Source organism: Rheinheimera sp. MM224, from assembly GCF_947090785.1.
Classification (GTDB): Bacteria; Pseudomonadota; Gammaproteobacteria; order Enterobacterales; family Alteromonadaceae; genus Pararheinheimera.
In genome coordinates, this window is record NZ_OX352320.1 from 350,811 (window position 1) to 377,652 (window position 26,842).

The following is a 26,842-nucleotide window of genomic DNA, read 5'->3' on the forward strand; positions in this document are numbered from 1 at the left end:
ACATGATGGCTGAGGATATTCGCTGGTTACAGAGATTGGACAACTTCAAACGCTCCATGGTGCAACTGGAGCAGGCTGTCACTTTGTCTAAACAACGCGCTTTATCAGATTTAGAGCAGCAAGGACTCATCCAGGCTTTTGAATACAACTACGAGTTGGCCTGGAATGTAATAAAAGACTTCTACAGCTATCAGGGTGACACTGAAGATATTCAGGGGAGCAGAGATGCTTTTCGCACCGCTTTTAATCGTGGTTTAGTCACGGAAGGCCAGCTCTGGATGGATATGATTAAAAGCCGCCAGCATACGGTTCATTCTTATAACAAAAATACTGCTGATGAAATTGCCATTGAGGTGATCCAGCGTTATTACCCGGCGCTGATGGCTTTAAAGCAGCAACTGATAGAAAAAGCCGCCGCTTATGAATAACGTGCGCAGCTACGGTTTATCCGAACAGGTCGTTCAGGCTATTCAATTGGTACTGTCACAGTATCCACAAGTGCGATCTGCTGTTTTATATGGCTCTCGTGCTAAAGGGAATTTCAGAGAGGGTTCGGATATTGATCTGACCTTAAAAACAGATCCTTCAGTTGATACAGCCCTGTTACTGCGAATCGAAAACCAACTGGATGAACTCAATACCCCTTATCAGTTTGATTTGTCGCTGTTTCACCATATAACTAACCCTGGTTTGATTGAGCATATCAGTAGGGTTGGTGTAAATTTTTATCCCGTTGCCAGTTAAATTTTTTCGTCTGACCACCCTCATCTGAACCTTATAGCTTCAATTTCGTTTCATCAAACCAGTCTAATTCTATAAATCTAGCTCCACAGATCAGACCAATAGCTGTTTGACCTTGTCTTCGTTTCAGGGCAGTGTAAAGGCAAGATAATTCAGCAGGAGGAAGTAAGGATGTTCAAATTAAAGTTGGGATTAGTGGCCGGATTGGCTTTGACTTGCCTGAGTACAGTAGCTGCAGAGCCGGCTCAGCCTTCGCAAATAATGCAGCAGTCGGAAGCAAAAGCCGAGAAGGGTGATGGTTATGTGTTTTATAGCTACTTTACCAAACCTACTTTTGGTACCCAGGATGCACTGACTGGTGTGGCTGTGATTGAGCCAGGTAAAGAAATTCATCCGCCTCATATTCATGCCGAAGAAGAGTATCTGATGGTAGTGGAAGGCGAAGGCGTCTGGTCGCTGAAAGACAAAGAAATTGCAGCTAAAGCTGGTGATATTTTATATGCAGCGCCCTGGGATTCGCATGGTATCCGCAATACAGGCAAAAAGCCGCTGAAGTTTGTGGTGATGAAATGGCATAGCAAAGGTGTGCCTGTTCCTGTTGATCCAGCGGTAAAGGCCAAGCCCTGAGCAGCTGTTGAGGCTCAGAGCTTGATTGAAGATGATGTGTGAATCTTAGTGGCTGATAGTGCCAAAGAGCAGAGACTGATGAGCCATGGCTCCAGCCAGCGAGCCATCGCCTATGGCAATGGCCACTGAACCTGCCATACGGGCGTTATCACCACAGGCAAATACACCCGCTATTGTCGTTTCTTTAGTCGCAGTGGTTTGAATAAAAGCACCCAATGGGCCTTGTTCAAACTGACAGCCCAACTGCGCTGCTAATGGGCTGTTGACTGTGGTGGTAGGCTGGGTAAAAAGGCCTGCCATTTGCAGCACCTTGCCATTGCTCAGCTGCACATTAGCCTTACCTGAAATCTGTAGGACTTTGCTAGGTTCAATCACCACACCCCGGGCAAGCAGCTGCGCTTTTTGTTCTGTATCTGGTTCAAAACATTCATTAGTGAATAAAGTGGTTGGTCCCCAGTCTGGCAGCATCAGCGCATGGTGTAAGGCGAGCGGACTGGCTGCTACTACTCCAATTGGGCCTTGATCCAGCTCGTAGCCATGACAATAAGGGCAATGAAAAATACTTTTGCCCCAACGCTCTGCCAGGCCAGGAACTTCAGGAAGCTGATCGGTCACACCACTGGCCAGCAGCAGGCGTTTGGCCTGATAGCTTTGTGTGTCAGTACCCACCTGAAAACCAGTGTCGGTTTTGCTGGCACTGATGGCGGAAGCCTCCAGCCATTGTACTGTCGGATAAGCCATTAGCTGAGCTTTAGCTGTGGCAGCTATAGCTTGAGGGCTGTTACCGTCCTGAGTTAAAAAGCCGTGTGAACTATCAGCAAATCTGTTGCGTCTGCTGCCTGCATCTATGATCAACACGGATCTACGGGCACGTACTAACTGCAAAGCGGCAGCCATACCGGCGTAGCTGCCTCCTACGATGATCACATCAAAATCCATATCTGCTTACTCTTGTGGGGGTTGTTGTGGGCTGTCCAGAGTCGCCAGATGTTGTTGGCGTCTGAGTGCAAAATCAGCTGCTATATCAGCGAGACTGACGTTGCCGAATTTTCGTAGCAATTGTTGTTCTGCTTCAGCAAAAGCTGAATCCAGTGAAGCATTCACCGCTTGTTCGATAAGGCATTGTGGCGCTTCCTGTCGATAGCCCTGAGCAAATAATCGTGGTGCACCAAGTGCCTGATATACATCCTGCAAGCTAATGGCTGCCAGAGGTTTTGCCATAGTCCAGCCCCCGCCATGGCCTTTGACTGAAATCACTAATCCAGCCTGGCGTAAACCCGCCATCATGCGGCGGATCACGACAGGATTCGTTTTCAGATAAAGCGCAAGCGTCTCTGAGGTCATGGCCTGATGATGTTCAGCCAGATGCAGGATGACATGCAAAATGGACGAGAGTTTATTATCACTTTTCATGTAACTTACATTATTACATGATGTAAAACTGATCAAGCTCTGATTTGTGAAAGGCGTTGAATTGAGGCAATGGAGCGATAGAAAAAAGCCAAATTGTACCGCTGAAATAAAAAAAGCCGGTCAATCAAGACCGGCTTTGGCGTTGGTGTTAAGGGCTTAACCTTTTGATACTGTGAGCTTATCGATCACATTTACCACGTCCTTGGTGTTTTTGGCTTTGGCAACGGCCAAATCTTTTTCCGCATCGGAATCAACCACACCGCTCAGCGTCACTACACTGTTACTCACATCTACATCAATGCTGGTGCCACTGGTTTCAGGTTCAAATAGCAAGCTGGTTTTCACCACTGTAGCTATTTTGGCGTCTTTCAATGCGCTGGTCTGTTTTGGGTCTGTATTACCCTTACCATCATTTTTCACCATCAGTTTGTTTTCTACTGAGGTGACACCTTCCAGACCTTCAACCAGCTCGGCAGCCAGGGCTTTATCCACATCGCTTTCCACTTCGCCTGTTAAGGTGACAACACCGTTTTTCACATGAGTGTCGATGGTAAAAGAATTCAGGTTGCCATTGAGTAACAGCGTGGTTTCAGCTTTACCGTCTATCCAGGCATCTTTAGTTGCGTCTTTCCAGTCATTGGCCGCCATGGCTGACACTGAAGCCAAAGTTAAAGTGATCATCACTGCTAATGTTGTGCGTTTCATCATGTCGCTCCTTTTGTTAATGACACCTAAGGTATTGCCAGTTTGGTGCCAAAGTTTAAGTTATTGATTTATAATAACTATGTTTTATGGTTCATCTGATGTTAATTTTATGTTTGTAATTTTGTCTGGCTGATCGGTAAAAGTTTCATACTTAACTGAATAACTTTTGCTGCATTCATGGGCATTAGCTCAATGGCGATTTGCTAACTGATCAGCGGCAATTTGCACGCTGGCGGTAAAATGCAATAAAGTCATCTGATGCGGACCCAGATCACAGTTTCGGATCATGGCTTTTTGCAGCTGCAGCTGTTTTGCCAGTTGTTGCTGTATAGTGCGTAGCGATGGCTGGTTCGGCTTATCGTCGTACCAACGGCTGAGCTCAGCCAAAGCTTCTATCTCATCTGTAGTTGTGCTGTTATGGGGTGGTAACAGGTATAAGACCCGTTGATGCAGTTCTGCCAGCGCTGCAAATTGTCGGCGCAGATTGCCGGGGACAGCAGTTTCTGCACTATGCTGGTAAAAAGTTTTAGCCCGGCTAAATAAACAGCTTAATGCCGCTAAAAGCTGCGTAGTTTGTACAGTTGGGGTTTTGCTTAAAAATTGTTGTGTCATCACTTTGGTACTCCATGGCAAATAAAAACCATGCAGATTCATAATCAATTCATGTACCAGAATGTAAGTTTATGATGTATAGGTATTTTTGATTTTTCTCTCCAGGAAGCTGAGCACCGATCGGTAAGTTTTACTCAGGACCCCTGTTAAATTTACAGTCTTAAACTACGGAAAGTATTTATGACCCAGCCCCTATTGTTCCTGCATGTGCAGGATCCGGAATTAACCAGTCAACTCTTGCAGTCGGATAGTGTCCGGCGTTTTGTCATTTGTAAAAGTCAGCCGGATGAATGCTGGGTGGAACAATTGCTCAGACAACGCTGTGACTTAGCCTTTATTGAAATTGACAATACAGAGCCTGGCCAGTACGAATTACTACAACAAAGCAATATGCTGGCCGAAATCGACTTTATTTTGGTGAGTAAAGGTATACCGGATCTGGCGCTGGACCAGTTGATGCGTTGTGGGGCTGGTTACCATTTCCGTCAGCCGCTCGATATGGGATCAGTACTGGATGCGGTACAGGACTTTTACCAGCAGTTATCGTCAGTAGCGGTAAAACGTAAAGTACAAAGTAGTGATCTGGACCAGTTTGGTTTATTGGTCGGCTCCTCTGCCGCTATGCTCAGGCTCTATAAAACAGTTCGTAAAGTTGCAGTGACTGAAGCCAACGTTTTTATTGTCGGCGAAAGTGGCGCGGGCAAAGAGCTGGTTGCTAACACTCTGCATTTAGCCAGCCACAGGGCTGATCAACCTTTTATTGCTATCAACTGTGGTGCGTTAAGCTCAGAGCTTATCGACAGTGAACTCTTTGGTCATGTCAAAGGCTCCTTCACTGGGGCCTTGCGGGATCATCAGGGCGTGTTTGCCCAGGCTGAACAAGGCACTTTGTTTTTAGATGAAGTGACAGAAATGCCGCTGGAACAGCAGGTGAAGTTACTGCGGGTACTGGAGAGCGGTGAATACAGGCCTGTGGGTAGTAATAAAGTTTGTATGGCCAATGTCAGAGTGATAGCCGCGACGAACCGCGATCCGTTGCAGGCTGTGGCTGATGGTATTTTTCGGGAAGATTTGTATTTCAGGCTATCGCAGTTTCCGGTCAAAGTGCCAGCTTTGCGCGAGCGGGAAGGGGATATTGCAGGTTTAGCTTATCATTTTCTTGCCTATTGTAATGCCCGTGAAAAACAACAAAAGCAATTGTCTGATGCGGCTTTGTCCGTGATTAAGTTGCATTCCTGGCCTGGCAATGTGCGTGAACTGAAACATGCGGTTGAGCGGGCTTTTATTCTGGCGGACAAATTGATTGAACCCGAACATTTGCTGCTTGAAGTTGCTACCCCAGCTGCTTTGGCCACTGATATTCCGGCTGATATGCCGTTGGATGAATTGGAAAAAGCCGCCATCTTTGCAGCTTTGGAACGAAATAGTGGTAATAAAACGGACACAGCACAGCAGTTAGGGATCAGTGTAAAAACACTCTACAATAAACTGGAAAAGTATCAGCAGGAAAGTTGAGTCTTCTGACTACTATCCACCAGGCAGAAGAAAGGCGGGGATAAACCCCGCCTCACAAAATTAACACTCTTTATCTTTGGCGTCAGCCTTTTCCTTAGCGGCTTCACACAACTCTTTGGCTTTCTCTGCTGTTGCGTCAGCGGCATCTTCCATTGCATCAGCAGTTTTGTCTGCTGCATCTTCCAGTTTTTCACCGGCTTGTTCAGCCTTTTCTTCAACCTGAACTTTCAGTTCTTCCATTTTGTCTTCAGCTTTTTCTGCATCGCTTTCGCTACAGGCTGCAACAGAAGTTGCCAGCATCACAGCCAACGCCAGTTTGAATAATGAGCTTTGTGTTTTCATTCCATTCTCCTTCGGCCACTTGGGGCCAATTATAATTTAGGGGTTTTGCCGCGTAGCGCATTCGCTAACAATGAAATTACCAGTAATACGACAAAAATCATAAAGATAATTTTCGCTATACCTGCTGCAGCGCCTGCAATACCACCAAAACCCAGAATACCGGCCACTATGGCCACAATAAGAAAGGTTAAAGCCCAGCCTAACATAATTGCTCCTCAGTGCTTCTGCACTAGTTGAACGTACTTTGTACACTAAGCCAGCATCATGCCAATATCAGGGTTTATACTTTAAGTTATTGTTATCGCTTATTTTATACATGTTTTATGAACGCAGGCTGTCTTAACTTCCTGCAGCTCAACGGTAAAATTTACAGGCAAAGCAGTAACAGTTGCAGAGTTGTGAAGCTAAAGCCCGCTGCTGTGCGGCTTAAACCATGGCATAATCCAGCCTATAAAGAGCATAAGTGCGAGTTAGCAATGGCAAAAAAACTAAGTGTGGTGCAACTAAAACAACAAGCCAATGTGCTGAAATCGCTGGAAGTTGTTGAGCAGGCGGCTGCAGTTTTGTATGCGGATTTTGTTGGCTGCTGGTTTAGTCTGGAGTTTGAAAATTTCCCGGGTTCTTTGCTGGTGCGTTGCCAGTTTAATTCCGAAACAGCTCTTGCCGCTGCGGTTGAGCAAAAGCTGGATCTGTATTTTCAAAAACAGATCCACAAGCAGCTGTTTAAATGCGGCATTTTAATAAAAGACATCAAAAAGCATGTGGTACTGACTACTTTGTCTGCAGATGACTAACGGCACTGTCATCAGTGCCGTGGTCTGGAAGATGTTATCTTAAATCAGTGGTTAATGATGGGCTGCCAAAACCCTCTAAGCTGGCACCTGCCAAAGCGAAATACTCCTGCCAGAAGCTTTGCAGGCTCTGCATGGTTTTACCAGAACGATAACCGTGCTTGACATCATTTGGCACCAGACCCGCCGCATGCACATAAACCCGCACTTGAGGAAACTCAGCCTGTAGCTGGTTTTTCTGTACTTTGGCTAGTTCCTGCTCTGGATTGATGGTTTTAATCTGGTTGTTTTGATAAAAGCTGCTGAAGTCGGAGTTTTCCAGCATGTCTGAGACCAAAAACAGCACTTTGTCCTGAGCTTGTGAGTTCTTCCAGTCGTGACCAATTTGTTTCAGGCTAAAGAAAATTTCGCTTTTAGCGATCTTTTTATCTTCACTGCCGAAGCTGTTAGCCAGACCTTTGGCGATCAGGGTCTGAAAATACTTTTGCTGTGACGCTATACAGTTGTCCAATTGGCGTAAGCTGTTTTGCCCGGTGCTGTCGCGTTGTTGCTGTGACAACTGGGATTCAAGCTTACCGGCAAATACCAGCGCCATATGGCTGTCAGGTAAATAGGCTGAAAAGCGGTACAACTTCACAGCATCGCCAGGTTTCACAAAACGTATTAAATGGCTTAACGCCTCTTTTTTTAAGCTGACAGGCAACTGAGTGGTTTCATCTATCACCATCACCAGCTCACGGCCAGATGGTTGGGGTTTTTCAGTGATCCCTAGTCTGTCGTAACAGCTTTTAATATCGTTACGTTCTGCAGCCCATAACGGCTGGGTGCACAATGCACCCAGCAACAGGACTAATCCTGTTTTCATCATGAAGTAGTCCTTGATTTGTTTTTAATAGTCGCAAGGCGTTGTTGTTTTTTCAGCCAGGTTAAGTCCAGCTCAAAGTCTTCTGCCAGGACAGCTAAATCTTCTTCACCCAATTTAGTCAGGTCAAGATCCGCCAGTTCAGCTGGCATGCTTTGTTCTGTTGCCTGTGCTGGCGCCACTGCAGGGGCAGGCTCAGCCTGAACAGTTGCAGCAACAACCGACTCAGTTGCAACTACAGGCGTGACCACTATGCTCGATTGCATTACCACTGGAGTGGTTGCCTGAACTTGTTTTTTCACCGCCTGATTGGCGAGGTAATGGTGGAAAGTACGTTGTGTACTGCCAACCTGGAGTGCCTCCTGCTCGTCAGATGAAATAACTGCTCTGCGACTCATTTTTTCACGCAGCCTTTGCAGGTAGGCTTCAGCCTGAGAAGCGATCAGATCTTTTTTCAGTTCTAACCAGTCGTTCAACTCTTCTGCACTGTTAAAGTTCTTCGTATAGTTACGTGCTTTTACTGATTCTTTGCCTGCGTAACTAAAGGCAAAACCAAAGTAGATACCTACCACCTGAATCATGACAAAAATAACAGACAGGATGACAAAGGTAACCCGGCTGGCGCTGGAGCGAGCCGAGGTTGCTTCATCTTCAGCTTTTTTGGTGGCTGTTTCATTCACCTGAGCCATCTCGGCAGGCAAGGCGATATCGTCGTCACTTGGGGCACTTTGCTCTAACAGAGCCATTGGATCGTCAGCTGCAGTTTGTTCATACATCACAGCCTGATTCACCATATCGGTGTTTTCAGCATCCAGCGTATAGCTTCTTACCAGATAAGCACCTATCGCCAGAAAACAGATATAAACTACGGTAATAATAGTTGCAGTGTAATTGGGGGTCACTGAAGCATTTGCAGGAACACGGTTCAGTACCTGCTGGAATTTCATGCTGTTATTGTCGTTATAGGTTTTATCTATGCTGATGTCTTTTTCTGGCATCAGATTTAATTTTTTCTGTTTGCCTTCAATGTCCCACCAGCCACGGATTTTTTTCAGCAGACTGTTTTTATGCCACTCTTTACCTGTCAGCTCAGTCAGGAAAACTGCCGCAATCGACAGTAAAAAGGCGACAAACCAGGCCAGCATAGTTTGCTCGTTGCTGGAGGCGTTTTTGGCCATAAAAGGTGCTAATACATAGGCAAAACCTACGGCTTCCAGCAAAATTAAACCAATGATCAAAGCCCATAAAAATGGACCTTTCTCTGAACGGCCGCTTTCTTCAACTTTGTTCAGATAATCATCACATTTTTCATAATAATCAGGGCTTTGACTAAAGTCTTTGTAGTGTTCATAGAAATCAGAACACACGCGTTTTTCAACTGGATACCAGCCGTCGCCGCCCAGTTTGTGGTCAGAGCGACCAGCGCGGGCCAGACGACCCACCAGAGGCAATGACCAGCCGGTACGCATCATAAAAAACTTCACTTCTGACCACCAAACTTTAAGTGCCAGTACAAACAGCATAAAAGATACAAATGCTGTAATCAGTTGCCAGTAGGCAGCAAGAAATAACTTCAACTCATCCATTTTCTTAGTTTCCCGGTTTAAATATCTGTATTGCGTGGTCTGTAATCAGCGACGTAGGTTTGATCTTGTTTTGGATAATACAAAGTACCGTCCACAGCTTTGCTGCCACCATAAGGCAAAATCAAATCCAGACATTGAATGGGCGCTTTGGCGTCAGCGATAAAAATACGCATCAGCATATTTTTTTGGCCCGGATAGACGGTGGCGTGACCTTGATATTGACCCGTAATTTCGGCTTTGCTTTTGCTATAGTTCTGGCTGAATGCCACGACCGGCTGCGCTGCCACTTCGTTACTTTCTGCTAAAACGGCCACAGGATTAATGTACACCACATGACCATTCACTTTGGCTGCCCATACTTTGCCATTCATGCCCGGCATGAACTCAGTCGTTTTGTACTGAGCTAAAGTGTTGCCAGCCAGGTTTTTGACTTCGCCTATCACTGGCTTGTTGTCGTTAGAGCAAGAACGTATAGGCGCATCATTGGCTACAGCTGAGCTGAATAAGCCACTGCCGCCCTGATAATTGGGTGTGAATCTGGAAGCCAGCTCCCAGCTATCTTTGGCGGCAGGTTTACCGCCAAAATCAACCCCATTGTTGGCAGAACTCTGCTTACCTGAGCTTTTTGTTGTACTGCTTGTTTTCGCTGTAGTGGTTTTGGTAGACGCTGGCTTTTCGCTTTGCGTCTTGTAAGGAACCTGATTTAAATGTGCTGTGGATTGTTGAATATAACGTGGGTTGTGCTGCTCGGCGGCAATACGTTTTTGCAGCATTTCTTCATCTTTTAATTCCACTAACTCAAAACGACGGTTCATATTCCGCCCAGTCTGAGTGCCATTGTCTGCTAAGGGACGGCCTTCACCAGCACCCTGAAAATACAATTGCTCTGCATTAAACCCTTGCTTGGCCAGCAAACTCACAACAGCTTTAGCTCTTTGTTCGGATAAGGTCTGGTTGTATTCAGCGCTGCCTGTGTTATCTGTGTGACCAATGACCAAAATCGGAGCTTCTTCTGTGCCTTCGCCTTTACGGGCATTGGCAACTAAAGCCGCCAGTTTCTCCAGTTGGCGAACACCAGATTCGGTCAGAGTGGCACTGTTGACGTCAAACATCGAACTGTCTTCAATTTGAGCCACTAAACCTACAGTGTCGTTTTGCGGTGCTGCTTTATCATCTTTTTTAGCTGATTTTTTCGCCTGAACCGGATCCTGAGATGGAGCCTGATAAACCCGCTCCATTTGGATCTTCATATTTTCTTCAGCGGCAAGTCGTTGTAGATCTTTTTCTCTTTTGTCCCACATATGGCCTGCAATACAGCCAGCAACTAAACCTGCTGCAGCTCCTTTGAGTGCGCCATCACGGCCACCCAATAAAGCTCCAGCCAAACCACCAATCAAAGTACCACCAACACAACCGACAGCAGTGCGGCCGTACTTTTCACCTACTTCATTGGCTGTTTTACCGGGGTTAGCGCAGCTACTTAAAGCTAAACAAACTGCAGAAACTAAAATAGAGGTTTTAAAACGCGAGGTCAGCGAAGGTGCATCCATTCTTAATCATCCTTTTAAGTTGTAACAAAATCATACTCTGCTACTGAAATAGGTCAATCAATTTTCTAGTTGAATCAGAATGTTGGTACAGTTAATCGCCGAACAGCAATAACTTATGGCCTTGAGTTTATTCAGACTCAGACAATTGCAAATGTCTGCTATGGCTGTCCTGTAATTTGAGGTAGCATAAACGCCATTTGGTTTTAAAAAATTTGGCGTATGACTGCTGATTTTGTTTTTCCTGTCTCTGCGGAGCAGTTACAGCTCTGGTTTCACCCTGCCACCTTTCATAAGGCGCGTGCTTATTTTCTGGCCGGAAAAGTGGTGCAACTGGATTATGAGCCTGATTTTTCTCAAATCCGCAGTCAGGTCTGGGGCGATGGCTTTAGTCCTTTTAAGCAGCTGATTTCTATCTCTGAGCGGGATGGTCAGGTGCAACTGACAGATTCCTGCACCTGCTCTGAGGGCAACAGATGCAAACATGTGCTGGCGGCCTTGCTGAAGCTGAAACATCAGTTGGACCAATTACAGCAAAAGTCGGTGCAACAGCCTGTACGACAATTAAACCAATGGTTTAGCGAAGCTGAGCAATACAATCCTCCAGCTGCAGCACCTAACACTGAAGACACCGTCTTGTATGAACTTCGCCCCAGTAGCTTAGGTTTACAACTACTGCCCAAACGCGTGAAACAAGCTAAAAATGGCAGTTACAGCAAAGGCAAAATTATTGCTCAAAGTGAACTTTCCGGGCAGGTTCGGCCTTTATGGCTGGCCGAAGACGACTACAGGTTATTACAGCAGTTTTTTGCTTTTGATTTACGCCGTCAGGCCTTAATTGAAGATCAGTGGGGTTATCAGCTGCTTTTAAAAATGCTGGAAACAGGCCGTTGTGTGCTGGATGAGGAACGCCGGGAGTTATTCTGGGCCGATAATCTGCTGCTGCAATTACGCTGGTTAAAAAGCAAAGCCGGCTGGCAGTTATTGCAACTGATGCCCAAAGATCGCGAACTGGAACTGGTGTTTACCGATCCGCCTTGTTACCTCGATTTAGTCAATAATCAGCTGGGTTTACTCGACAGCGACATTACAGGCCGTGAGCTGAAGCTGCTAATGCGCATGCCTCCTGTGCCAGCCGCGGTATTGCCGGACAGTATGAAACGGTTGCAGCAAATTTTCCCTAAACTCAATTTACCTATGCCGGACGACAGTGCGGTGCAAAAAATTGAAAGCAAACCCCTGCCCGTGTTGCAGCTGAAGTTGTTAACGCAAAAAAACAAAGTCAGCAAAGCTGTGGCTGTATTACAGATGGCTTATGGTCCGCATCTGTTGCCATTGGATTTACAGCAATCCCAAACTCAATTGCAACTGGATAATCAGACGGTATTTATCCGTCGCGACCGTGACAGTGAAATCAAGGCGCTGGAAACTCTATCTAAGTATGGCTTGCGCTCCGTGCCTGTAGAGCAGTCCGCAACACCTTATTTTGACTGTGGCGAAGGGCCGGAAAATCCGCTGTTATGGCAGCCTTTGTTGCAAGCCATTCCAGAGCTAAAACAACAAGGTTGGCGTATTGATCAGGACAAAGCCTTTAATCAGGCGGTGATCCATGCCAAAGCTTATCTGGAAGTGACAGACAAAAACACCGGTGGTTTTGGTTTAGCTATTCAGGTGGAAATTGACGGTCAGCAAATTCCATTATTGCCTTTAATCACTCAGTGGTTACGCAGTTTTGGTTTGCCTGCTGCCGATGAAACCTTGTGGCTTAGTTTGCCGCAAGGCAAATTACCTTTACCTGTTAGCCTGATTCAGCCGTTAATTGACACCATAGTTGAACTGTTAAACCTGAAAAAAGCACCCAGTGAAATAGAGCTGCCGGATTACAAAGCCGCTTTATTGCCAGGCCCAGGTGCTGAAGAAATCCGTTATCTAAATGCCGGACGTTTGCAGCAGTTGGTGACTCAGTTGCATCATTTTGATGGTATTGAAGATGTTGCAGCGCCTGTCACTTTAAAAGCTCAATTGCGGCCTTATCAGCAGCAGGGTTTAAGCTGGCTTTGTTTTCTGCGTCGCTTTGGTTTGGGTGGCATTCTGGCCGACGATATGGGCCTGGGTAAAACAGTGCAAACGCTGGCGTTTTTGCTGCATCAGCAAGAACTGGGTTTACTGAAACATCCGGCTTTAATCGTCTGCCCTACCAGTTTATTGGGCAACTGGGCGCAGGAAGCCGCACGTTTTGCCCCTTCACTAAAAGTACTGACTTTATACGGCCCTAAACGTCAGGCCTTGTTTGACCAGCTGGAAAAATACGACTTAATAGTCACCAGCTATCCGCTGCTGGTACGGGATTTAGCTTATTACCAGACCCATCACTTTAGCCTGATGGCGCTGGACGAAGCTCAGCATATTAAAAATGCCGGTTCGCAGTCGGCGCAAAGTGCGCGGCTGGTCAAAGCCGACTTTAAGCTGGCGTTAACAGGCACACCGCTGGAAAACCATTTAGGTGAGCTTAAAGCTTTATTTGATTTTGTCTTGCCGGGTTTATTAGGCACAGAAGCCCGTTTTACTCAGGTGTTTCGCAAGCCAATCGAAAAATCGGCCGATGCAGAACGGGCTCATGCTCTGCGTCAGCGTATTGCACCTTTTATGTTACGCCGCACTAAAAAGCAGGTCGCGACAGAATTACCTGATAAAACTGAAATTCTGCAGCTGCTGGAGATGGAATCGGATCAGCGTAATTTGTACGAAAGCATCCGTTTAATTATGGAAACCAAAGTACGGGAAATGTTTTTGCGCAAAGGTGTAGCCGCCAGCCAGATGGAGTATCTGGATGCGCTATTAAAGTTACGCCAGGCCTGTTGTGATGCGCGGTTATTGCCCATAGAGCAGGCACAGTTGGTGCAGAATAATGCTAAGTTGCAGTGGTTGCGGGACACTTTACCTGAGATGATCGAAGAAGGTCGTAAAGTGCTGATTTTTAGCCAGTTCTCCAGCATGCTGAGCCTGATAGAGCAGGAACTGCAGTATATGGATATCAGCTACAGTAAGCTGACAGGGCAGACTAAAAAACGGCAGGAGCAAATAGACGAGTTCCAGCAAGGTGATAATTCGGTATTTTTAATCAGCTTAAAAGCTGGCGGCACAGGCTTAAACCTGACCGCAGCTGATACTGTTATTCACTACGACCCATGGTGGAATCCGGCCGCTGAAAATCAGGCGACAGATCGGGCTTATCGTATAGGCCAGGATAAGCAGGTATTTGTCTATAAGCTGATTATCAGCAAAACTGTGGAAGAAAAAGTGCAGCAGTTACAGCAGTTTAAACAAGGGCTGGCCGATCAGATTTTCAGTCTGGGCCAAAGCCATATCTGGCAAGGTGAGGCTCAGGATTTATTGGCATTGTTTAGCGAATAGTTCACAGCAGGGAAAGAAAAATTTATGAAAATCAAATGCATACTGTTTTTCCTGTTGTGTTGTATCAGTTCTGATGTTCTGGCGACTGAGCCTTATGATCGCATAGCGCCTTTGGTCGAAAAGGCTATTGCCGACAAACAATTACCTGGTGCTGTGGTATTGGTGGGGCAAGGCGATAAGGTTTTATATCGTAAGGCTTTTGGTTTTATCACCTATTCACCTGCAGCGGCGGTCACTACACCAGATACAGTTTTTGATTTAGCCTCGTTAACCAAGCCTTTAGTGACAACAACCTTAATCATGCAGCTGGTCGAGCAGGGCGAGTTGCGTTTAACAGACCCAATCGGCAAGTACCTGCAGCAACTCACTGATGCTGAAGTGAAGAAAATCACTATTCTGCAATTACTCACTCACAGCTCAGGTTTAGCTGATGGTTTTGACAGACGTGAATTCTGGCAGGGCAAAGCTGGGTTGGATCAACAGCTGGCGAAACTTCAATTAAAAACCAAGGCTGATCAGCAGTTTGTGTATTCAGATATAGGCTTTATTTTATTGGGGTTAGTGGTTGAGCAGATCACAAAACAGCCACTGCATCTATTAGCAGAACAACGTATTTTTCAGCCATTAAAAATGAAAGACAGCCGCTATTTGCCTTTGGATAAGCTTTCGCAAGATGCTGCTTATGTACAACGTATAGCCCCCACCGAAAACCTGAAAGGGGATGCGGATTATCAAAAGCTATTGCCGAATTATGCTCAGCCTTATTTACATGCGGTAGTGCACGACCCAACAGCCTTGCGTTTAGGCGGAGTAGCTGGTCATGCCGGAGTTTTTGGCACAGCGGACGATTTGGCCTTATTTGCCCAAATACTATTAAACAAGGGGGAGTTAAAGGGCCAAAAAGTATTATCGCCGCTGGCAGTGCAACGTTTACTCACTCCGGTTGTTATTGGCAAGCAAAGCCGTGCTTTAGGCTGGGATATGCAAACAGGCTATTCAGCACCTAAAGGTGATTTATTGCCACCAGGTTCTTTTGGCCACACCGGCTTTACCGGCACCAGTATCTGGCTAGACCCTACCAGCCGCACCTATATCATTCTGTTATCGAATCGTGTTCACCCCAACCGCAACAGCTCCATCACCGACCTGCGCGCTAAACTGGCGAATATAGTGGCAGCCGGTATTCGTTAATGCGCCAGCTGCACCCGGTTTTTCTGGATAAAACTATTCACCTGATGCAGTTCCAGTGGCCGTTCGTACAAGTAACCTTGTAAGAAGTGTACTCCTGCTTTCGTCAGTTTTTCAGCCTGCTCTGCGGTTTCCACCCCTTCAGCTACAACTTTGTAACCCATATTGGCGGAAATGCTCATCACAGCCGTCACTATCGACATGCCATTCAGATCCAACTTATCGATAAAAGACTTGTCGATTTTTACAATATTCACATTTAAATCCTGCATCACCGACAAGGAAGAATAGCCTGTGCCGAAGTCATCAATCGACACTTTAATGCCAAGGCTTTGCAAATGTTTGATGGTGAAAAACAAGTTTTCTTTATCGCCGGAGAACACAGATTCAGTGATTTCTATATGAAGGAAACGGGCTTCAATACCGTAATGCCGGATCATATCTTCGACAGTAACGGCAAAGCCCGGGTCCTGAAACTGTACGACAGACACATTGACACAAACTGAAATTGCGCCATAAAGTTCAGTTAACTTTTTGATTTCCATGCAGGAATTATGTAACACCCAGTAGCCAATTTGCCGTATTCGTCCTGTTTGCTCTGCCAGGCATATAAATTCATCCGGCGCTATATTTTCACCATCCAGCTGCCAGCGCAGCAAAGCCTCAAAAGCGACAACTGCCGTATCGGATGCCCGCACAATAGGATGAAACACCAGGCGGAACTCTTCATTTTCTAAAGCTGTATCCAGTCTATTGCGCAGAAAAATTTCCCTTTTCATTCTGCTGGCTAAATGATCATCAAAGAAAGACCAGCGTTGGCTGATGCTGGATTTTTGGTTGTACATCGCCATATCTGCCAGCTGAATTAACTCCTGCTCGTCTTTACTGTGATCCGGGTAAAGTGCAATACCTATAGTGGCGCTGATGCGGATCCTGTGGCCTCTGATATCCATAGTGCCGGAGATTTGTTCAACTAACTGCCCTGATAATCGCACTAACAGCTCGGTATTATTGCTTGGCACACAGACCAGAAATTCATCACCACCCCAGCGACACAAGGTCATGGCCTCAGTGCAGCAGGCTTTAATTCGTTGTGCTGTCAGTATTAATACTTCATCGCCTACACTGTGTCCTATGCTGTCATTCACTCTTTTAAAGCCGTCTAAATCGACAAACAAAATAGAGAAGCCTCGGTTTTGTCGAATAGAACTCTGCTTTATTTCCCGCACATGAGACAAAAAAGCCGTTCTGTTAAATAAGCGGGTTAATACATCCAGATTGGATAAATCGTAGATCTGCTTGGTTCTGGCAACCACCTGATCTTCCATATTTTCCAGCAACAGGTTGTTTTGATGCCGTAGTTCAATAGATTTAAGCGTGAAGTTTGCCGACTTTACGGCAGACACTATCATCACCAGCGAAAAAAATACCCCCAGTCCACCCAGCAAGTTCTGATAGTACTCAGGCGATAACAGCAGCAAGGTCGAAAAGGGCAACAATAAAATAATGGAGTAGGTGACAGAGGTGATTTTGTCGCCTGATAAAATATTTACAGCACCCCCGGCCATAGCCGAAACAATGATGATGCAGGTCGTCAATTCGCTTAGTTCAAAACTGGAATAAAAATACAGGCAATAGAAACACCACAACAACGCTGTAGTAATAGCGCCAGCTGAAAATCTGAGTAAATCTTTGCGCTGACCTTCGAAGCCCTGTCGCACTTTGCGTGCCCAGACTATGGCATCTGCCAGCCTGAACAGCAGCAATGCGTTCATCAGCAACCACCAGTATATTTTTTCTGTGCGATTGACCGGCTGCAGAAAACCAAAAGCCAGAGTGCCGGATGCGATCATTGAAATAAACATTCCAGCATAACTGTTTGAATATAACAAATTTATTTTGTCGTGCTGATGCAGTTTTTGCAGTTCATCTTCATTACCCATAAAGCATCCTATTTTCTTCATAGGGTGTTTGAATATCCGTGATCCGGCGGGCGGATGGCGGGCGATTCAGATACTTCTCAATTCAACATACCGAGCAGGAAGCTTTAGTCAGTATGGCAGCAATTATTCAGGTCAACTGAGCAAAACCTATAAGTTTTACTAACGGAACTCTTTTTCCTGACTTTGCTAAAAAATAATTGGAGTAATCACTTTAAACACAGGGAGCAGTTGTATCCCGCCTTGGAGCATGGTGCCGTATTGGGAGCCTAATGCTTTGACTAATTGTTAACAAAAAATACAGGCCTTTATTCAAACAAAAACAACAAAATTTATGCTTAACATCGCGGATTTCTGGCATGAAACGCCATTGCATTGTCATTGAGCTGTTCTATCTTGTACTGGGATTTGTAACTTGGCATCACGGAAATGATGCAAATAAAACAATAAATTCACAAAGACAAGAGCAAGGACAAACGAATGAAATTACTGAAAATGGCGGCTGCCGGATTGGCGCTGCTGAGCTTACCTCTTTCTGCTGCGTTAAATGGTCATCCCGTGGTGTTAGTGCATGGTTTTCAGCCTGGTAATTTAGCCGACCGGCCTGTAGGTGCTGATGTCGCCAGCAACGGTGCCGACTATTGGGCTGGTTTTTGGTTGAGCCGCGCCGATGCCCGTATCGACTGGCCTTCACAAGAACGTATAACAGGCAAAATTGCCACAGACTATGTCTGGCCTAAATTGCAACAGCTGTCCCGTGCTGGTACCTGCAACAGCGGTTGTATTTTTGTCAGCCACTCCACAGGTGATTTAGTCACCCGTTATATCATCGATAACCAGGCTTTATGGCTTAAAAACGCAGGCTTACAGCCACTGAACATTATCGCCAGCTTTGACTTTGCAGGCGCTGGTGGTGGGGTGGAATTGGCTGATTTAGCCGTCAATGTAGCTGGAGGCGGCAGTTGGACAGATGCTGCTTTACGTGCAGCTTTATCTTTGTGGTTAGGCCAAATACCATCACCTTCTAACATTGGTGTGCTGAACGACTTACGGGTGAATACGGCGCGTCAGCTGGCCAGTTTCCCAACCAGCCGGGTGCCTCGTTTACGTTTTGCTGGCGCTGGCTCTGACTTTTTAAATGCTACAGGGCCATTTTTGCCTGGCACTGATGATGGTGTAGTCGCCAGTCATTCGACTTGTGGCTCTTCTGCTGTTGGTTCTTTTGACAGTTGCAGCGCCAATGTGGCTTTTGACGGCAAACTGGCTAGCCAAAGCAATGGCGTTAAGGGCTTTATGCCTTATCACTACCCCATGCTGATGGGCAACGACTATAGCCACAGTGGTCTGATTGAAGATAGCCGCGATGGCGAAGTGACAGCTGCTAATGCCAGAGCCACTTATTTAAACGCAGAGGCTTTGCAGTTCCAGACCTATCAGCAATCACGAGGTTGGTGGGTCTTTGCCTCTAACTATTTATTGGTGACAGGCTCAGATCGCCAGAGTATGTCGTCTTTAGTCAGTCAGGCTGCTGATTAATGCAGAAAAAAGCTGTGTTTACCTTGCTGCTGGTGCTGATGGCACTGGCAGCTTTTTGGTTTTGGCCTAAAGCTGAAACAGCTGTTGTGGTGTTGGATAAACCACAGCCTGATGCTATTGCTGAACCCCAGCAAAAGGCTGTGGTGCAAACTGTCGATCCAGTGCAAATGGATCAGTATCAACAGGAAGAGCTTCAGCAAAGTTTTAGCTTGTTGTCGCAAGCTTATGCGGCCGAACTAAGTTACCCATCTTATTCCAGGCCTTTAACTTCGGCCGATCATCAACTGCTGAACCCCAATCATTTTGACACTGTGGCCTTGCCGCTGGAAGGCGGCGCCAGCGCCAGTCTGGTCTTGCCCAAATACCGATTCAGCTACCCCGAACCGCTAGTGTTTAAACTGGTGATGACTGGCTTATCGCCACAGCATGTGAAAGCGGAATTACGTCAACAACAAAGCGGCAAAGTGTTGGCGCAGGCCGATTTAACAGCAGGTGCAGATGCCACTGAATGGGCACATCAGTTTGATGCCACTGAAAACTGGGACGGTGCTATGGAGTTGGTGGTGCTATTTGAAGCTGAAGGGAAAACCCAACAACTACAAACAGGGCTGGACTACAGTTATCCGGTTGCCACTATCACGGGCATCGGCAGCAGCAGTTCGCGTGGCCCTGATTTAGTGATCCCCTTGGAGTTGGAGGTGAAAAAAGCCGGTATGTACCGCTTACGAGCCAATTTATTTACTGAAAGCAAACAACCATTGGCGGTGCTGACGGCAGAAGAACAGTTAACAGAGGGGTCGGCCAAGCTAGAACTGCGGGCTTTTAAACAGGTATTACAGCAGCAAGGCGGACCCTATTGGCTGGGTACTTTTGTACTGGAATTACGCTCCGCTATGCCAGGTGAAGCCAACAGATACGGCGACAGCAAAGCACCAGGTTTTATGGTGGACGCCATCAACTTTGGCCAGCTTAGCGACGAGCCTTTTGTTTTGGGTGACGAAGAAAAGCAGCGGTTGCAGTTTTTACAGCAACTGGCTGGAGCGAAGTGATATTCCATACTCAGACTCGTTTTCGCTTTGGGGTCGTGGAAAGGCTGGCATATCTGAACCCTTTACCCATGACTCCACCTCTACTGTATTTCGGTATATAGTAAATCCAACTCACTACACAGGACTGCTTTTATGAAAACCGGACCCCAGCTTGTGGCCGAAGCCAAAGCCAAGATTCAGGAGCTGACAGTGCAGCAGTTGGCTGCTTTATTACAAACCAGTCAGGCTCGTATTATTGATGTGCGTGAACCTGCCGAGTTTGCCACTGGCCATATTCCGACTGCTGTAAATATGCCCCGGGGTTTGCTGGAAATGCAGTTGCCGCAGCATCCTGCTGTTGCAGAGCATAAGGATGCAGTAGTGGCTTTAACAGAACTGGCCACTCAACCTTTGTATTTAATTTGCCGCTCTGGTGCCCGTTCTGCTTTGGCTGTGGAGTCATTGCAACGTATGGGGTTTCGTGATTTATACTCCATAGCTGGTGGTATGCAGGCCTGGACGGACAGCGGTTTTCCCGTCCGGCAATAGCAGCATATATACCAAAGCGACCTAGACTTTAGTCGCATTCCTCTGAGGATGGTTTGACAGTTGCTTGCATAACAGAAACACTGCCAGAACCGAAATGCCGCAGAGTCTTCAGCTCTGTCATGTTTTCTTCTGCCATCTTGTCTCTGGCCTTTGTCGAATGGGAAGTCGTTATGGAAAATGTACGTGCTGCAGTGGTTTTTGTTGTGCTTTGGCTGGCGGCGCAGGTGTTGTACCTGTGGCTGGACTTCAACAGCTGGCTGTTAGTGCTGTTCAATCTGCTGGCTGTAGGTGGTTTTTTGTTATGGGCAGGGCGTCAACAACCAGCAGTGCAGCCAGTGCAAGAATCCAATACGCTGGCCAACAGCGCTCACCACATTACCGAAGCCACTTCAAAAATGGCGATAGGGGCAGCAGAGGTTTCCTTTTATATCGACGGGTTAATTAAAGACATCAAACACAGCGGCGACGACTGCGGCCAAATTGGCAGCGCAGCTACAGGCTTAGCCGATACCAGCGGTCAACTGACAGATAATCTGCAACAAATCAGCCATAGCATTACCCACACCGCCAATGCCTGCAGTGCAGCCGATCAGCGCTTGCAAAAAAGTGTGGGAAATATCAATCAGTTAGCTAATGCGGTCAGTGATGCAGCTGCCCGGCTGGAACAACTCAAAGGCAGTGCCGACGATATTCAGCGTATTACTGAAGTGATCACAGGTGTAGCCAATCAAACCAACTTGTTAGCGTTAAACGCAGCTATTGAAGCCGCCAGGGCCGGTGAACAGGGCCGTGGTTTTGCTGTAGTTGCCGATGAAGTGCGGGCTTTAGCTGGCAAAACCTCAGAAGCGACCAAAGACATAGCGAAAATGTTGGCTGATATTCGTAGCCAGAGCGAACAAACCGCTGATGTGATGGCGCAGTTGGTGCTGTTAAGTGGTGATGTGCAGCAGGAATTACAAAGTGTGGCCGCAGGTTTTAACGGCATCAATACCGAAGTAGGGCAGGTGTCTGCTGCGCTGGAGCAAATAGAGCAGGTTAGTACAGGTCTGGAAAATACCAGCCAGCAATTGGGTCAGTCGATTCAGAGCATTAATAAAGCCTTATCGGCGATAGAACATAAAGGCAGCACAGTGGCCGATCAAGCCATTGAATTGTCAGTAGAAACTGAAAGTATTTACCGTGAACTCAGTACGGTCACCAGCCAGAGTTTCTTTAACCCTGTATTAAAAGAGGCTCAGCAAGCCGCCGCCGCTATTGGCGCTTTATTTGAAAAAGCGCTGAGCGACGGCAAGCTGACTGAACAGCAGTTATTTGCCGAGCAGTACCAGGCCATCGCCAACACCAATCCACAAAAATTCCATACTGCCTACGACAGTTTTACCGACCAGTTTTTCCCTTTGATCCAGGAGCCTATTTTAGAGCGTCATACCAATGTGTTGTACGCGGGTGGAGTGGATCGTAAAGGCTATTTCCCAACTCATAATAAAAAATACAGTCAGGCCTTAACGGGGAACTACGAAAAAGATTTGCTGCAAAACCGTACCAAACGGGTCTTTGGCGACCGCACCGGCAGCCGCTGTGGCAGTAACACTCAACCTATGCTGCTGCAAACCTATAAACGTGATACAGGCGAAATTTTGCATGACTTATCCGTGCCTATTATGGTCAAAGGCCGGCATTGGGGTGGGTTTAGAATAGGCTTTAAGCGGGTTTGAATAAGCCTCAGTCCGTCAGCGAATAAGAAATTTCATTGCACTCATATTGCCGACAGACATCTATGGTTGTAACTTAGAAACTTACAACCACTTCAGTCGTCAAATCGGCTTTTTATGCGTTGTATTTTAACAATGCAGTTGCAGCCGAAACCTGTCTCTGTGCAGTCCCAATGATAAATTCTGCCGGCTTTCACTCCGGTTGATTAAGGATGATCCATGAAAAATCTGCTCGTTGCGTTTTGCCTTTTTTTCGCTGTGTCTGGTTCTGCCGAAGAGCAGAAACTGACAGCTGAACAAGAAAAATACCTGGCTGAAGCCACTAAAACCTGGGAATCGCTGAACCGCATGCAAGGTGAAATTCAGTTACCTGAAGCTGTTGCCAGTTTGAATGTGCCAGAGAGTTTTTATTACTTGAGTCCTAAAGATGCCGAGACTGTATTGGTGGATATGTGGGGCAATCCTAAAGGTATGGGAAGCTCCACTTTAGGTATGTTGGTGCCGGCTGCTATCCCACCTTTTTATGGTGACGCCTGGGCTGTGACCATTGAGTATGTTGAAGAAGGTTATGTATCGGATACTGATGCCGATGAAATCAACTACGACGAGTTGTTGGTGCAGATGAAGGAAGAAACTGAAGAGGCCAGCGCAAACAGAGTCAGTGAAGGTTATGACAGCCTGCAGCTGGTCGGGTGGGCGGCTAAGCCTTTTTATGACAAAGAAGCGCGTAAGCTACACTGGGCAAAAGAAATTAAGTTCGGCCGGGTTGAAGGCACCACACTGAACTACAACATTCGTGTGTTGGGTCGCAAAGGTGTGCTGGTGCTGAACTTTATCGCCGACATGGACCAAAAAGCCATGATTGAGGAAAACATTGGATCTGTACTGGCGTTGGCAGAATTCAATACGGGTGCACGTTACGAAGATTTTGATGCCGATGTTGATCAAGTGGCGGCTTATGGTTTGGGCGCTTTGGTTGCTGGCAAGGTCGCAATGAAAACAGGCCTGATTGCTGCGGCAATTCTGTTTCTCAAAAAATTTGGTGTTTATATTCTGATCGCTTTAGGTGCTTTGGGCAGCAAAGTCTATAAGCGCAAAAAAGCTAAAACAGAGACTCCAACCGAAGATACTGATGCTAAACCCTAGTGTTGCGCCACAAGGCTGCAAGAGGTTTGATGCCTTTTGCAGCCTGATGAACTTAACCAATAAATCCAAGCCGTCTTAATGTGGCATGCTGTAACGCATCCTGTTGTTTGCAATACTCGCCAAAATGGCGCAGATGAGCGCTGTTATTGTGCTGTTCCAGTGCTTGTTCTGACGCCCAGATCTCCTGCATTAAAAACAATCCTGTCACAGTCTCGTCAGCAAATAACTCATACTGCTGACACCCTTCTTCCTGTCGTGTCGGCTCAAGCAATTGCAACAACGCCTGTTTAACTATGTGTTCTTTGCCTGGTTTGGCCTGAATTTCTGCCAGTAAATACAGCATTTTTGTACTCCAAAAAATCAAGGAAGCTGCAACTCTGTTGTTGCTGCGGATTAGTTAACGTCCTGCGGTTGTATCCTCGCCAGTCCATACCCGCATTATTCTATAGGGGGCTTTGGCTGTTTCGGCTTTACCATTAAAAGCTTTGGCTTTATGCAATTGATTCACTGAAATATACAACCAGCCTGTTTCACCAAACTGCACGCTGTCCGGAAAATCCAGCAAGGGCGAGCTGACCAGTGTTTTCAGTTTGCCTTTGCTATCGAGCATATCAATGGCATTGTGGTTCAGATTGGTAAAATAATGATTGCCGCTGTTTGACGTAGCAGCGCCGTCAGATACCGGTTTGAAGCCAACCAGTTTGACTGTTGCGGCAGTTTTCTTTGCGTCACCTGTTTGTAAAGTCTGGGTCGATAACTGATACCAGCGGGTACCATTCATAGCTCCATAGTACAGGGTCTCTCCATCAGCTGATAAACTCAGGGGGTTCACTGCGACACTGGCTGCTTTGCCATTAAATAATGTGACTTCGCCGTCTACTTTCATCACGGCATCAGCTTCTGCTTGTAACGATACATGACCGGAAAAGCGCACAGTGTGACCGTCACTAATTCTGACTGCGACTAATCCTGGATTGGCGATATCTGCCAGATAAATCCAGCCTTTTTTAGAGTCCACTACCAGATCCTGCATAAAGCTGCCTTTGGGGGCGAGATCCTGAGGTAAGGTAATTTGTTTATACAAGCTGCCATCCTGAACATTAAAGCCCCAGACCCGGGTCTTGCCCAGCTCTAAGCCCATATCTACAGTCCAGAGATGTCCGGCTTTATCCTGCGTTATTCCCAACAAGGTATCAAACTGAGCTGCATTAGCTGCCGCAATTTTTTGCAAATCCGTTGAAGGCCAGGCTTTGTAGTGACCAGTTTGGCGGTCGACTTCAATCAGCTGCAAGCCCGAGGGAGTATCCAGCGGGTGCACTGTGGCAAACACCCTGCCTTGTGCCGTCACGCTTACATTGCCAGGGCGTATTGGTAACTCAGCTACAGTCTCAAGGCTTCCGGTTTCGGGAGCAGCACTGACCAAACTGCTTATTGTTAAAGACAGCCATAAAGCTGGTGTTATCAGGTGTTTCATATTCTTTCTCCGGTTTTGTCTAAACACAGGCCGCAGAATAGAAGTTATCATTCATCAGTAAAAGACGTGATATATCGAATCAGTTTCAAAAAATATTTGATAATAGCTGGTTTACCCTTGTTGTCAGGTTCAAGACAAATACACATTATCCTGCTGTAGCCGTGATAAATGCACAAAGGCTTTGGGTGATTGGCCGTAGGTGCGTAAAAAAGCGCGGCGCATTCGTTCTTCATCACCAAAACCTGTTATAGCTGCAATACGGCTGATGGAGGAATGGCCTTGTTCTATCAACGACTGGGCTGCTTCCAGTCTTAGTTTTTCTATTGCTTTGGCTGGCGCCATACCGGTTTGACTATGAAAGACCCTACTGAAATGGCGCGGACTCCAGTGCACATGTTCAGCTAAATCTTCCACTGTTAAATCTTTCTGCAGGTTCTCTTTAGCAAATTTAAGCGCATCTCTGACCCGGTCTGAACTGGGTTCCAGTTCTGCCATAGCCGAAAACTGAGATTGCCCGCCGGTACGTCTATGATGCACCACCATCAGGCGCGCTATGCTTTTTGTCACTTCAGCGCCTAAGTCGGCCTCTACTAATGCCAGGGCTAAGTCGATACAGGCTGTTGCTCCGGCTGATGTCCAGACCTGACCATCTTTGACATAAATTTTATCTTCATCAACCAAAACTGCAGGGTGTTGCAGCTGTAAATCCCGCCCCCAGGCCCAGTGGGTTGTGGCTCTTTTGCCATCCAATAAACCTGCATTGGCCAACACAAAAGCGCCACTGCAAATACTGGCAATGCGGTTTGTACCAGAGGCCGCTTCGTTTAATTTTGCTTCTAAAGCTGGCATGGGGTTTGGAATAAGCAAAGCTCCGGCGATGATCAAGGTGTCATAAGCGCCAAAGCCGATAGGCTGAGTCTCTATCACTACTCCGGTGGAGCTTTTGACTGCACCCCCTTCCACCGACAAAGACGCAAACTGGTAGTGGATTTTCTGCTGCATTGTATTGGCGAACTCAAAGACCGTCAGGGCGGCTAAGTCCAGGATCTGAAAATCATCATACACAATGAGCCCGATACGTTTGTTCATCTGATGTCCTTAACGGTGGGTAATTCTAAATAAGGTATAAATTTATTTTGCGCATTATTTGTACTTTTAAAAGCTTTGTCCAGCTGTTTTAAGTTTATTTCTCCTGCTTCATTCTAATGTCAGGGATGTCCTTAAATGCGTTTTTTGTGTCATTTATCTTATTTTCCGTTCTGCCACAATGAACCCGTCTTCAACACTTATTCAAGGAACATACTATGAATACTAAAACTGCTTTGATCTCTGGCGCTTCATCTGGCATAGGTGCTGTATATGCGGATCGCTTAGCCCGCCGAGGTTATGACCTGATCCTGGTGGCTCGTAATAAAGAACGTTTGGACGCTGTGGCAACTTCAATACGCAGCGCAACAGGTCGCACTGTGCAACTGATCCAGGCTGACTTAGCGAACCCGGCAGAATCAGCTCAAGTGGAAGCCGTGCTGGCTAAAGGTGGTATTGATCTACTGGTGAATAACGCAGGTTTTGGCGCTGTGGCTCCTTTACTGCAAAGCGATATCAAAGACATGGTCAGCATGATTGATATCAATGTCACCGCCTTAACCCGCCTGACCTACGCCGCAGTACCAGCCTTCGTCAAACAAGGCAGCGGCACCTTAATTAATATTGCTTCTATTGTCGCTGTAGGGCCGGAAATTCTGAACGGTGTTTATGGTGCAACCAAAGCTTATGTGCTGGCACTGACTCAGTCGCTGCAGCATGAACTGGCCTCGCAGGGTATTCGAATTCAGGCTGTATTACCAGGTGCGACAGCCACAGATTTTTGGGATGTGGCAGGCCTACCGCATGAGCATTTACCTACTGAAATTGTGATGAACACAGCGGACATGGTTGACGCTGCTTTGGCAGGTCTGGATGCAGGTGAAGTTATCACTATTCCACCATTGCAGGACGGTGCTGAATGGGATGCGTTCGAAGCCACCCGAAAAGCATTGTCACAACGTTTTGGCCATACCAAACCTGGCCTACGTTACCTGACTAAATAAGTGATTGATAAAGCGGGTAGTTAA

The 26,842-nt window shown here is 46.6% G+C and carries 26 protein-coding genes; 13 read left to right on the forward strand and 13 right to left on the reverse strand.

Annotated features, from left to right (window positions below; genetic code table 11):
• Positions 1–2: 2 nt before the first annotated feature.
• The 3 genes from OM978_RS01705 to OM978_RS01715 all read left to right on the forward strand — a co-directional run bounded on the left by OM978_RS01705 (position 3) and on the right by OM978_RS01715 (position 1,368).
• Positions 3–428: a nucleotidyltransferase substrate binding protein gene (locus OM978_RS01705; RefSeq protein ID WP_413690820.1), complete on the forward strand. Its 426-nt coding sequence runs from the start codon at positions 3–5 to the stop codon at positions 426–428.
• Positions 421–744 carry a nucleotidyltransferase domain-containing protein gene (locus tag OM978_RS01710; RefSeq protein WP_264345007.1) on the forward strand — a complete coding sequence of 108 codons (324 nt, stop codon included), beginning with the start codon at positions 421–423 and terminating at the stop codon, positions 742–744. The genes OM978_RS01705 and OM978_RS01710 overlap by 8 nt, the downstream gene beginning before the upstream one ends.
• A gap of 168 nt (positions 745–912) precedes the next feature.
• Positions 913–1,368: a cupin domain-containing protein gene (locus OM978_RS01715; RefSeq protein WP_264345010.1), complete on the forward strand. Its 456-nt coding sequence runs from the start codon at positions 913–915 to the stop codon at positions 1,366–1,368.
• Between the two features lie 45 nt (positions 1,369–1,413).
• On the opposite strand, the gene OM978_RS01720 is transcribed toward OM978_RS01715, so the two are convergent.
• From OM978_RS01720 to OM978_RS01735, 4 genes are all read right to left on the reverse strand, one after another.
• Complete coding sequence (locus tag OM978_RS01720; protein ID WP_264345012.1) at positions 1,414–2,307, reverse strand: NAD(P)/FAD-dependent oxidoreductase; 894 nt, start codon at positions 2,305–2,307, stop codon at positions 1,414–1,416.
• A gap of 6 nt (positions 2,308–2,313) precedes the next feature.
• Positions 2,314–2,781, reverse strand: coding sequence for an RrF2 family transcriptional regulator (locus tag OM978_RS01725; protein ID WP_264345014.1), 468 nt, complete (start codon positions 2,779–2,781; stop codon positions 2,314–2,316).
• Positions 2,782–2,937: 156 nt separating this feature from the next.
• Complete coding sequence (locus OM978_RS01730) at positions 2,938–3,489, reverse strand: BON domain-containing protein (protein ID WP_264345016.1); 552 nt, start codon at positions 3,487–3,489, stop codon at positions 2,938–2,940.
• Between the two features lie 186 nt (positions 3,490–3,675).
• Positions 3,676–4,140, reverse strand: coding sequence for a hypothetical protein (locus tag OM978_RS01735; RefSeq protein ID WP_264345018.1), 465 nt, complete (start codon positions 4,138–4,140; stop codon positions 3,676–3,678).
• Between the two features lie 138 nt (positions 4,141–4,278).
• Here OM978_RS01735 and OM978_RS01740 point away from each other — a divergent pair, with 138 nt between their 5' ends.
• Complete coding sequence (locus tag OM978_RS01740; protein ID WP_264345020.1) at positions 4,279–5,613, forward strand: sigma-54 interaction domain-containing protein; 1,335 nt, start codon at positions 4,279–4,281, stop codon at positions 5,611–5,613.
• A 60-nt stretch (positions 5,614–5,673) separates the two neighbouring features.
• Here the strand turns inward: OM978_RS01740 and OM978_RS01745 are convergent, their stop codons facing one another.
• Together OM978_RS01745 and OM978_RS01750 are read right to left on the reverse strand one after the other, a co-directional pair.
• On the reverse strand, positions 5,674–5,955 hold the full coding sequence (locus OM978_RS01745; protein WP_264345022.1) for a hypothetical protein: 282 nt from the start codon (positions 5,953–5,955) through the stop codon (positions 5,674–5,676).
• A gap of 29 nt (positions 5,956–5,984) precedes the next feature.
• A complete protein-coding gene (locus OM978_RS01750) occupies positions 5,985–6,161 on the reverse strand; it encodes a DUF1328 family protein (protein WP_233010339.1) in 177 nt (58 codons plus the stop codon).
• A 270-nt stretch (positions 6,162–6,431) separates the two neighbouring features.
• On the opposite strand from OM978_RS01750, the gene OM978_RS01755 reads away from it, so the two are divergent.
• Positions 6,432–6,749 (forward strand): hypothetical protein, encoded by a 318-nt coding sequence (locus OM978_RS01755; RefSeq protein ID WP_264345026.1) that lies wholly within the window; start codon positions 6,432–6,434, stop codon positions 6,747–6,749.
• A gap of 34 nt (positions 6,750–6,783) precedes the next feature.
• On the opposite strand, the gene OM978_RS01760 is transcribed toward OM978_RS01755, so the two are convergent.
• From OM978_RS01760 to OM978_RS01770, 3 genes are read right to left on the reverse strand one after another with little or no spacing between them, the layout of a single operon-like run.
• Entirely contained in the window at positions 6,784–7,614 is an 831-nt protein-coding gene (locus OM978_RS01760) for a hypothetical protein (protein ID WP_264345028.1), read from the reverse strand.
• Positions 7,611–9,194 (reverse strand): hypothetical protein, encoded by a 1,584-nt coding sequence (locus OM978_RS01765; protein ID WP_264345030.1) that lies wholly within the window; start codon positions 9,192–9,194, stop codon positions 7,611–7,613. The genes OM978_RS01760 and OM978_RS01765 overlap by 4 nt, the downstream gene beginning before the upstream one ends.
• Before the next feature lie 17 nt (positions 9,195–9,211).
• Positions 9,212–10,744 carry an OmpA family protein gene (locus tag OM978_RS01770; RefSeq protein ID WP_264345032.1) on the reverse strand — a complete coding sequence of 511 codons (1,533 nt, stop codon included), beginning with the start codon at positions 10,742–10,744 and terminating at the stop codon, positions 9,212–9,214.
• A gap of 219 nt (positions 10,745–10,963) precedes the next feature.
• Between OM978_RS01770 and OM978_RS01775 the strand changes: the two genes are divergently transcribed.
• On the forward strand, positions 10,964–14,155 hold the full coding sequence (locus OM978_RS01775) for a DEAD/DEAH box helicase (protein ID WP_264345034.1): 3,192 nt from the start codon (positions 10,964–10,966) through the stop codon (positions 14,153–14,155).
• A gap of 24 nt (positions 14,156–14,179) precedes the next feature.
• The gene (locus tag OM978_RS01780; RefSeq protein WP_264345037.1) at positions 14,180–15,346 is read left to right on the forward strand and encodes a serine hydrolase domain-containing protein; all 1,167 of its coding nucleotides are present in this window, start codon (positions 14,180–14,182) and stop codon (positions 15,344–15,346) included.
• Here the strand turns inward: OM978_RS01780 and OM978_RS01785 are convergent.
• Positions 15,343–17,286 (reverse strand): putative bifunctional diguanylate cyclase/phosphodiesterase, encoded by a 1,944-nt coding sequence (locus tag OM978_RS01785; RefSeq protein WP_264345039.1) that lies wholly within the window; start codon positions 17,284–17,286, stop codon positions 15,343–15,345. The two genes, OM978_RS01780 and OM978_RS01785, sit on opposite strands and share 4 nt — an antisense overlap.
• 477 nt (positions 17,287–17,763) lie before the next feature.
• Here OM978_RS01785 and OM978_RS01790 point away from each other — a divergent pair, with 477 nt between their 5' ends.
• The 5 genes from OM978_RS01790 to OM978_RS01810 all read left to right on the forward strand — a co-directional run bounded on the left by OM978_RS01790 (position 17,764) and on the right by OM978_RS01810 (position 23,254).
• On the forward strand, positions 17,764–18,819 hold the full coding sequence (locus OM978_RS01790) for a hypothetical protein (RefSeq protein WP_264345041.1): 1,056 nt from the start codon (positions 17,764–17,766) through the stop codon (positions 18,817–18,819).
• Positions 18,819–19,868 carry a hypothetical protein gene (locus OM978_RS01795; RefSeq protein ID WP_264345043.1) on the forward strand — a complete coding sequence of 350 codons (1,050 nt, stop codon included), beginning with the start codon at positions 18,819–18,821 and terminating at the stop codon, positions 19,866–19,868. Before OM978_RS01790 ends, OM978_RS01795 begins: the two co-directional genes overlap by 1 nt.
• Positions 19,869–20,000: 132 nt before the next feature.
• On the forward strand, positions 20,001–20,396 hold the full coding sequence (locus OM978_RS01800; RefSeq protein WP_264345045.1) for a rhodanese-like domain-containing protein: 396 nt from the start codon (positions 20,001–20,003) through the stop codon (positions 20,394–20,396).
• Between the two features lie 170 nt (positions 20,397–20,566).
• Positions 20,567–22,111 carry a methyl-accepting chemotaxis protein gene (locus tag OM978_RS01805; protein ID WP_264345047.1) on the forward strand — a complete coding sequence of 515 codons (1,545 nt, stop codon included), beginning with the start codon at positions 20,567–20,569 and terminating at the stop codon, positions 22,109–22,111.
• Positions 22,112–22,327: 216 nt separating this feature from the next.
• Positions 22,328–23,254 (forward strand): DUF2167 domain-containing protein, encoded by a 927-nt coding sequence (locus OM978_RS01810; RefSeq protein ID WP_264345049.1) that lies wholly within the window; start codon positions 22,328–22,330, stop codon positions 23,252–23,254.
• Positions 23,255–23,306: 52 nt separating this feature from the next.
• Here OM978_RS01810 and OM978_RS01815 read toward each other — a convergent pair whose 3' ends face one another.
• From OM978_RS01815 to OM978_RS01825, 3 genes are all read right to left on the reverse strand, one after another.
• On the reverse strand, positions 23,307–23,597 hold the full coding sequence (locus OM978_RS01815) for a putative quinol monooxygenase (RefSeq protein WP_264345051.1): 291 nt from the start codon (positions 23,595–23,597) through the stop codon (positions 23,307–23,309).
• Positions 23,598–23,651: 54 nt separating this feature from the next.
• Positions 23,652–24,728 (reverse strand): major royal jelly family protein, encoded by a 1,077-nt coding sequence (locus OM978_RS01820; protein WP_264345053.1) that lies wholly within the window; start codon positions 24,726–24,728, stop codon positions 23,652–23,654.
• A 129-nt stretch (positions 24,729–24,857) separates the two neighbouring features.
• On the reverse strand, positions 24,858–25,817 hold the full coding sequence (locus OM978_RS01825) for a GlxA family transcriptional regulator (protein WP_264345055.1): 960 nt from the start codon (positions 25,815–25,817) through the stop codon (positions 24,858–24,860).
• Between the two features lie 215 nt (positions 25,818–26,032).
• Here OM978_RS01825 and OM978_RS01830 point away from each other — a divergent pair, with 215 nt between their 5' ends.
• Entirely contained in the window at positions 26,033–26,818 is a 786-nt protein-coding gene (locus OM978_RS01830) for an SDR family NAD(P)-dependent oxidoreductase (protein WP_264345057.1), read from the forward strand.
• Positions 26,819–26,842 lie beyond the last annotated feature (24 nt).

Excerpts from the sequence above, each read along its gene's own strand:
- OM978_RS01705 (WP_413690820.1), top strand. The coding sequence starts at position 3 with ATGATGGCTGAGGATATTCGCTGGTTACAGAGATTGGACAACTTCAAA.
- OM978_RS01710 (WP_264345007.1), top strand. The coding sequence starts at position 421 with ATGAATAACGTGCGCAGCTACGGTTTATCCGAACAGGTCGTTCAGGCT.
- OM978_RS01715 (WP_264345010.1), top strand. The coding sequence starts at position 913 with ATGTTCAAATTAAAGTTGGGATTAGTGGCCGGATTGGCTTTGACTTGC.
- OM978_RS01720 (WP_264345012.1), bottom strand. The coding sequence starts at position 2,307 with ATGGATTTTGATGTGATCATCGTAGGAGGCAGCTACGCCGGTATGGCT.
- OM978_RS01725 (WP_264345014.1), bottom strand. The coding sequence starts at position 2,781 with ATGAAAAGTGATAATAAACTCTCGTCCATTTTGCATGTCATCCTGCAT.
- OM978_RS01730 (WP_264345016.1), bottom strand. The coding sequence starts at position 3,489 with ATGATGAAACGCACAACATTAGCAGTGATGATCACTTTAACTTTGGCT.
- OM978_RS01735 (WP_264345018.1), bottom strand. The coding sequence starts at position 4,140 with ATGAATCTGCATGGTTTTTATTTGCCATGGAGTACCAAAGTGATGACA.
- OM978_RS01740 (WP_264345020.1), top strand. The coding sequence starts at position 4,279 with ATGACCCAGCCCCTATTGTTCCTGCATGTGCAGGATCCGGAATTAACC.
- OM978_RS01745 (WP_264345022.1), bottom strand. The coding sequence starts at position 5,955 with ATGAAAACACAAAGCTCATTATTCAAACTGGCGTTGGCTGTGATGCTG.
- OM978_RS01750 (WP_233010339.1), bottom strand. The coding sequence starts at position 6,161 with ATGTTAGGCTGGGCTTTAACCTTTCTTATTGTGGCCATAGTGGCCGGT.
- OM978_RS01755 (WP_264345026.1), top strand. The coding sequence starts at position 6,432 with ATGGCAAAAAAACTAAGTGTGGTGCAACTAAAACAACAAGCCAATGTG.
- OM978_RS01760 (WP_264345028.1), bottom strand. The coding sequence starts at position 7,614 with ATGATGAAAACAGGATTAGTCCTGTTGCTGGGTGCATTGTGCACCCAG.
- OM978_RS01765 (WP_264345030.1), bottom strand. The coding sequence starts at position 9,194 with ATGGATGAGTTGAAGTTATTTCTTGCTGCCTACTGGCAACTGATTACA.
- OM978_RS01770 (WP_264345032.1), bottom strand. The coding sequence starts at position 10,744 with ATGGATGCACCTTCGCTGACCTCGCGTTTTAAAACCTCTATTTTAGTT.
- OM978_RS01775 (WP_264345034.1), top strand. The coding sequence starts at position 10,964 with ATGACTGCTGATTTTGTTTTTCCTGTCTCTGCGGAGCAGTTACAGCTC.
- OM978_RS01780 (WP_264345037.1), top strand. The coding sequence starts at position 14,180 with ATGAAAATCAAATGCATACTGTTTTTCCTGTTGTGTTGTATCAGTTCT.
- OM978_RS01785 (WP_264345039.1), bottom strand. The coding sequence starts at position 17,286 with ATGGGTAATGAAGATGAACTGCAAAAACTGCATCAGCACGACAAAATA.
- OM978_RS01790 (WP_264345041.1), top strand. The coding sequence starts at position 17,764 with ATGAAATTACTGAAAATGGCGGCTGCCGGATTGGCGCTGCTGAGCTTA.
- OM978_RS01795 (WP_264345043.1), top strand. The coding sequence starts at position 18,819 with ATGCAGAAAAAAGCTGTGTTTACCTTGCTGCTGGTGCTGATGGCACTG.
- OM978_RS01800 (WP_264345045.1), top strand. The coding sequence starts at position 20,001 with ATGAAAACCGGACCCCAGCTTGTGGCCGAAGCCAAAGCCAAGATTCAG.
- OM978_RS01805 (WP_264345047.1), top strand. The coding sequence starts at position 20,567 with ATGGAAAATGTACGTGCTGCAGTGGTTTTTGTTGTGCTTTGGCTGGCG.
- OM978_RS01810 (WP_264345049.1), top strand. The coding sequence starts at position 22,328 with ATGAAAAATCTGCTCGTTGCGTTTTGCCTTTTTTTCGCTGTGTCTGGT.
- OM978_RS01815 (WP_264345051.1), bottom strand. The coding sequence starts at position 23,597 with ATGCTGTATTTACTGGCAGAAATTCAGGCCAAACCAGGCAAAGAACAC.
- OM978_RS01820 (WP_264345053.1), bottom strand. The coding sequence starts at position 24,728 with ATGAAACACCTGATAACACCAGCTTTATGGCTGTCTTTAACAATAAGC.
- OM978_RS01825 (WP_264345055.1), bottom strand. The coding sequence starts at position 25,817 with ATGAACAAACGTATCGGGCTCATTGTGTATGATGATTTTCAGATCCTG.
- OM978_RS01830 (WP_264345057.1), top strand. The coding sequence starts at position 26,033 with ATGAATACTAAAACTGCTTTGATCTCTGGCGCTTCATCTGGCATAGGT.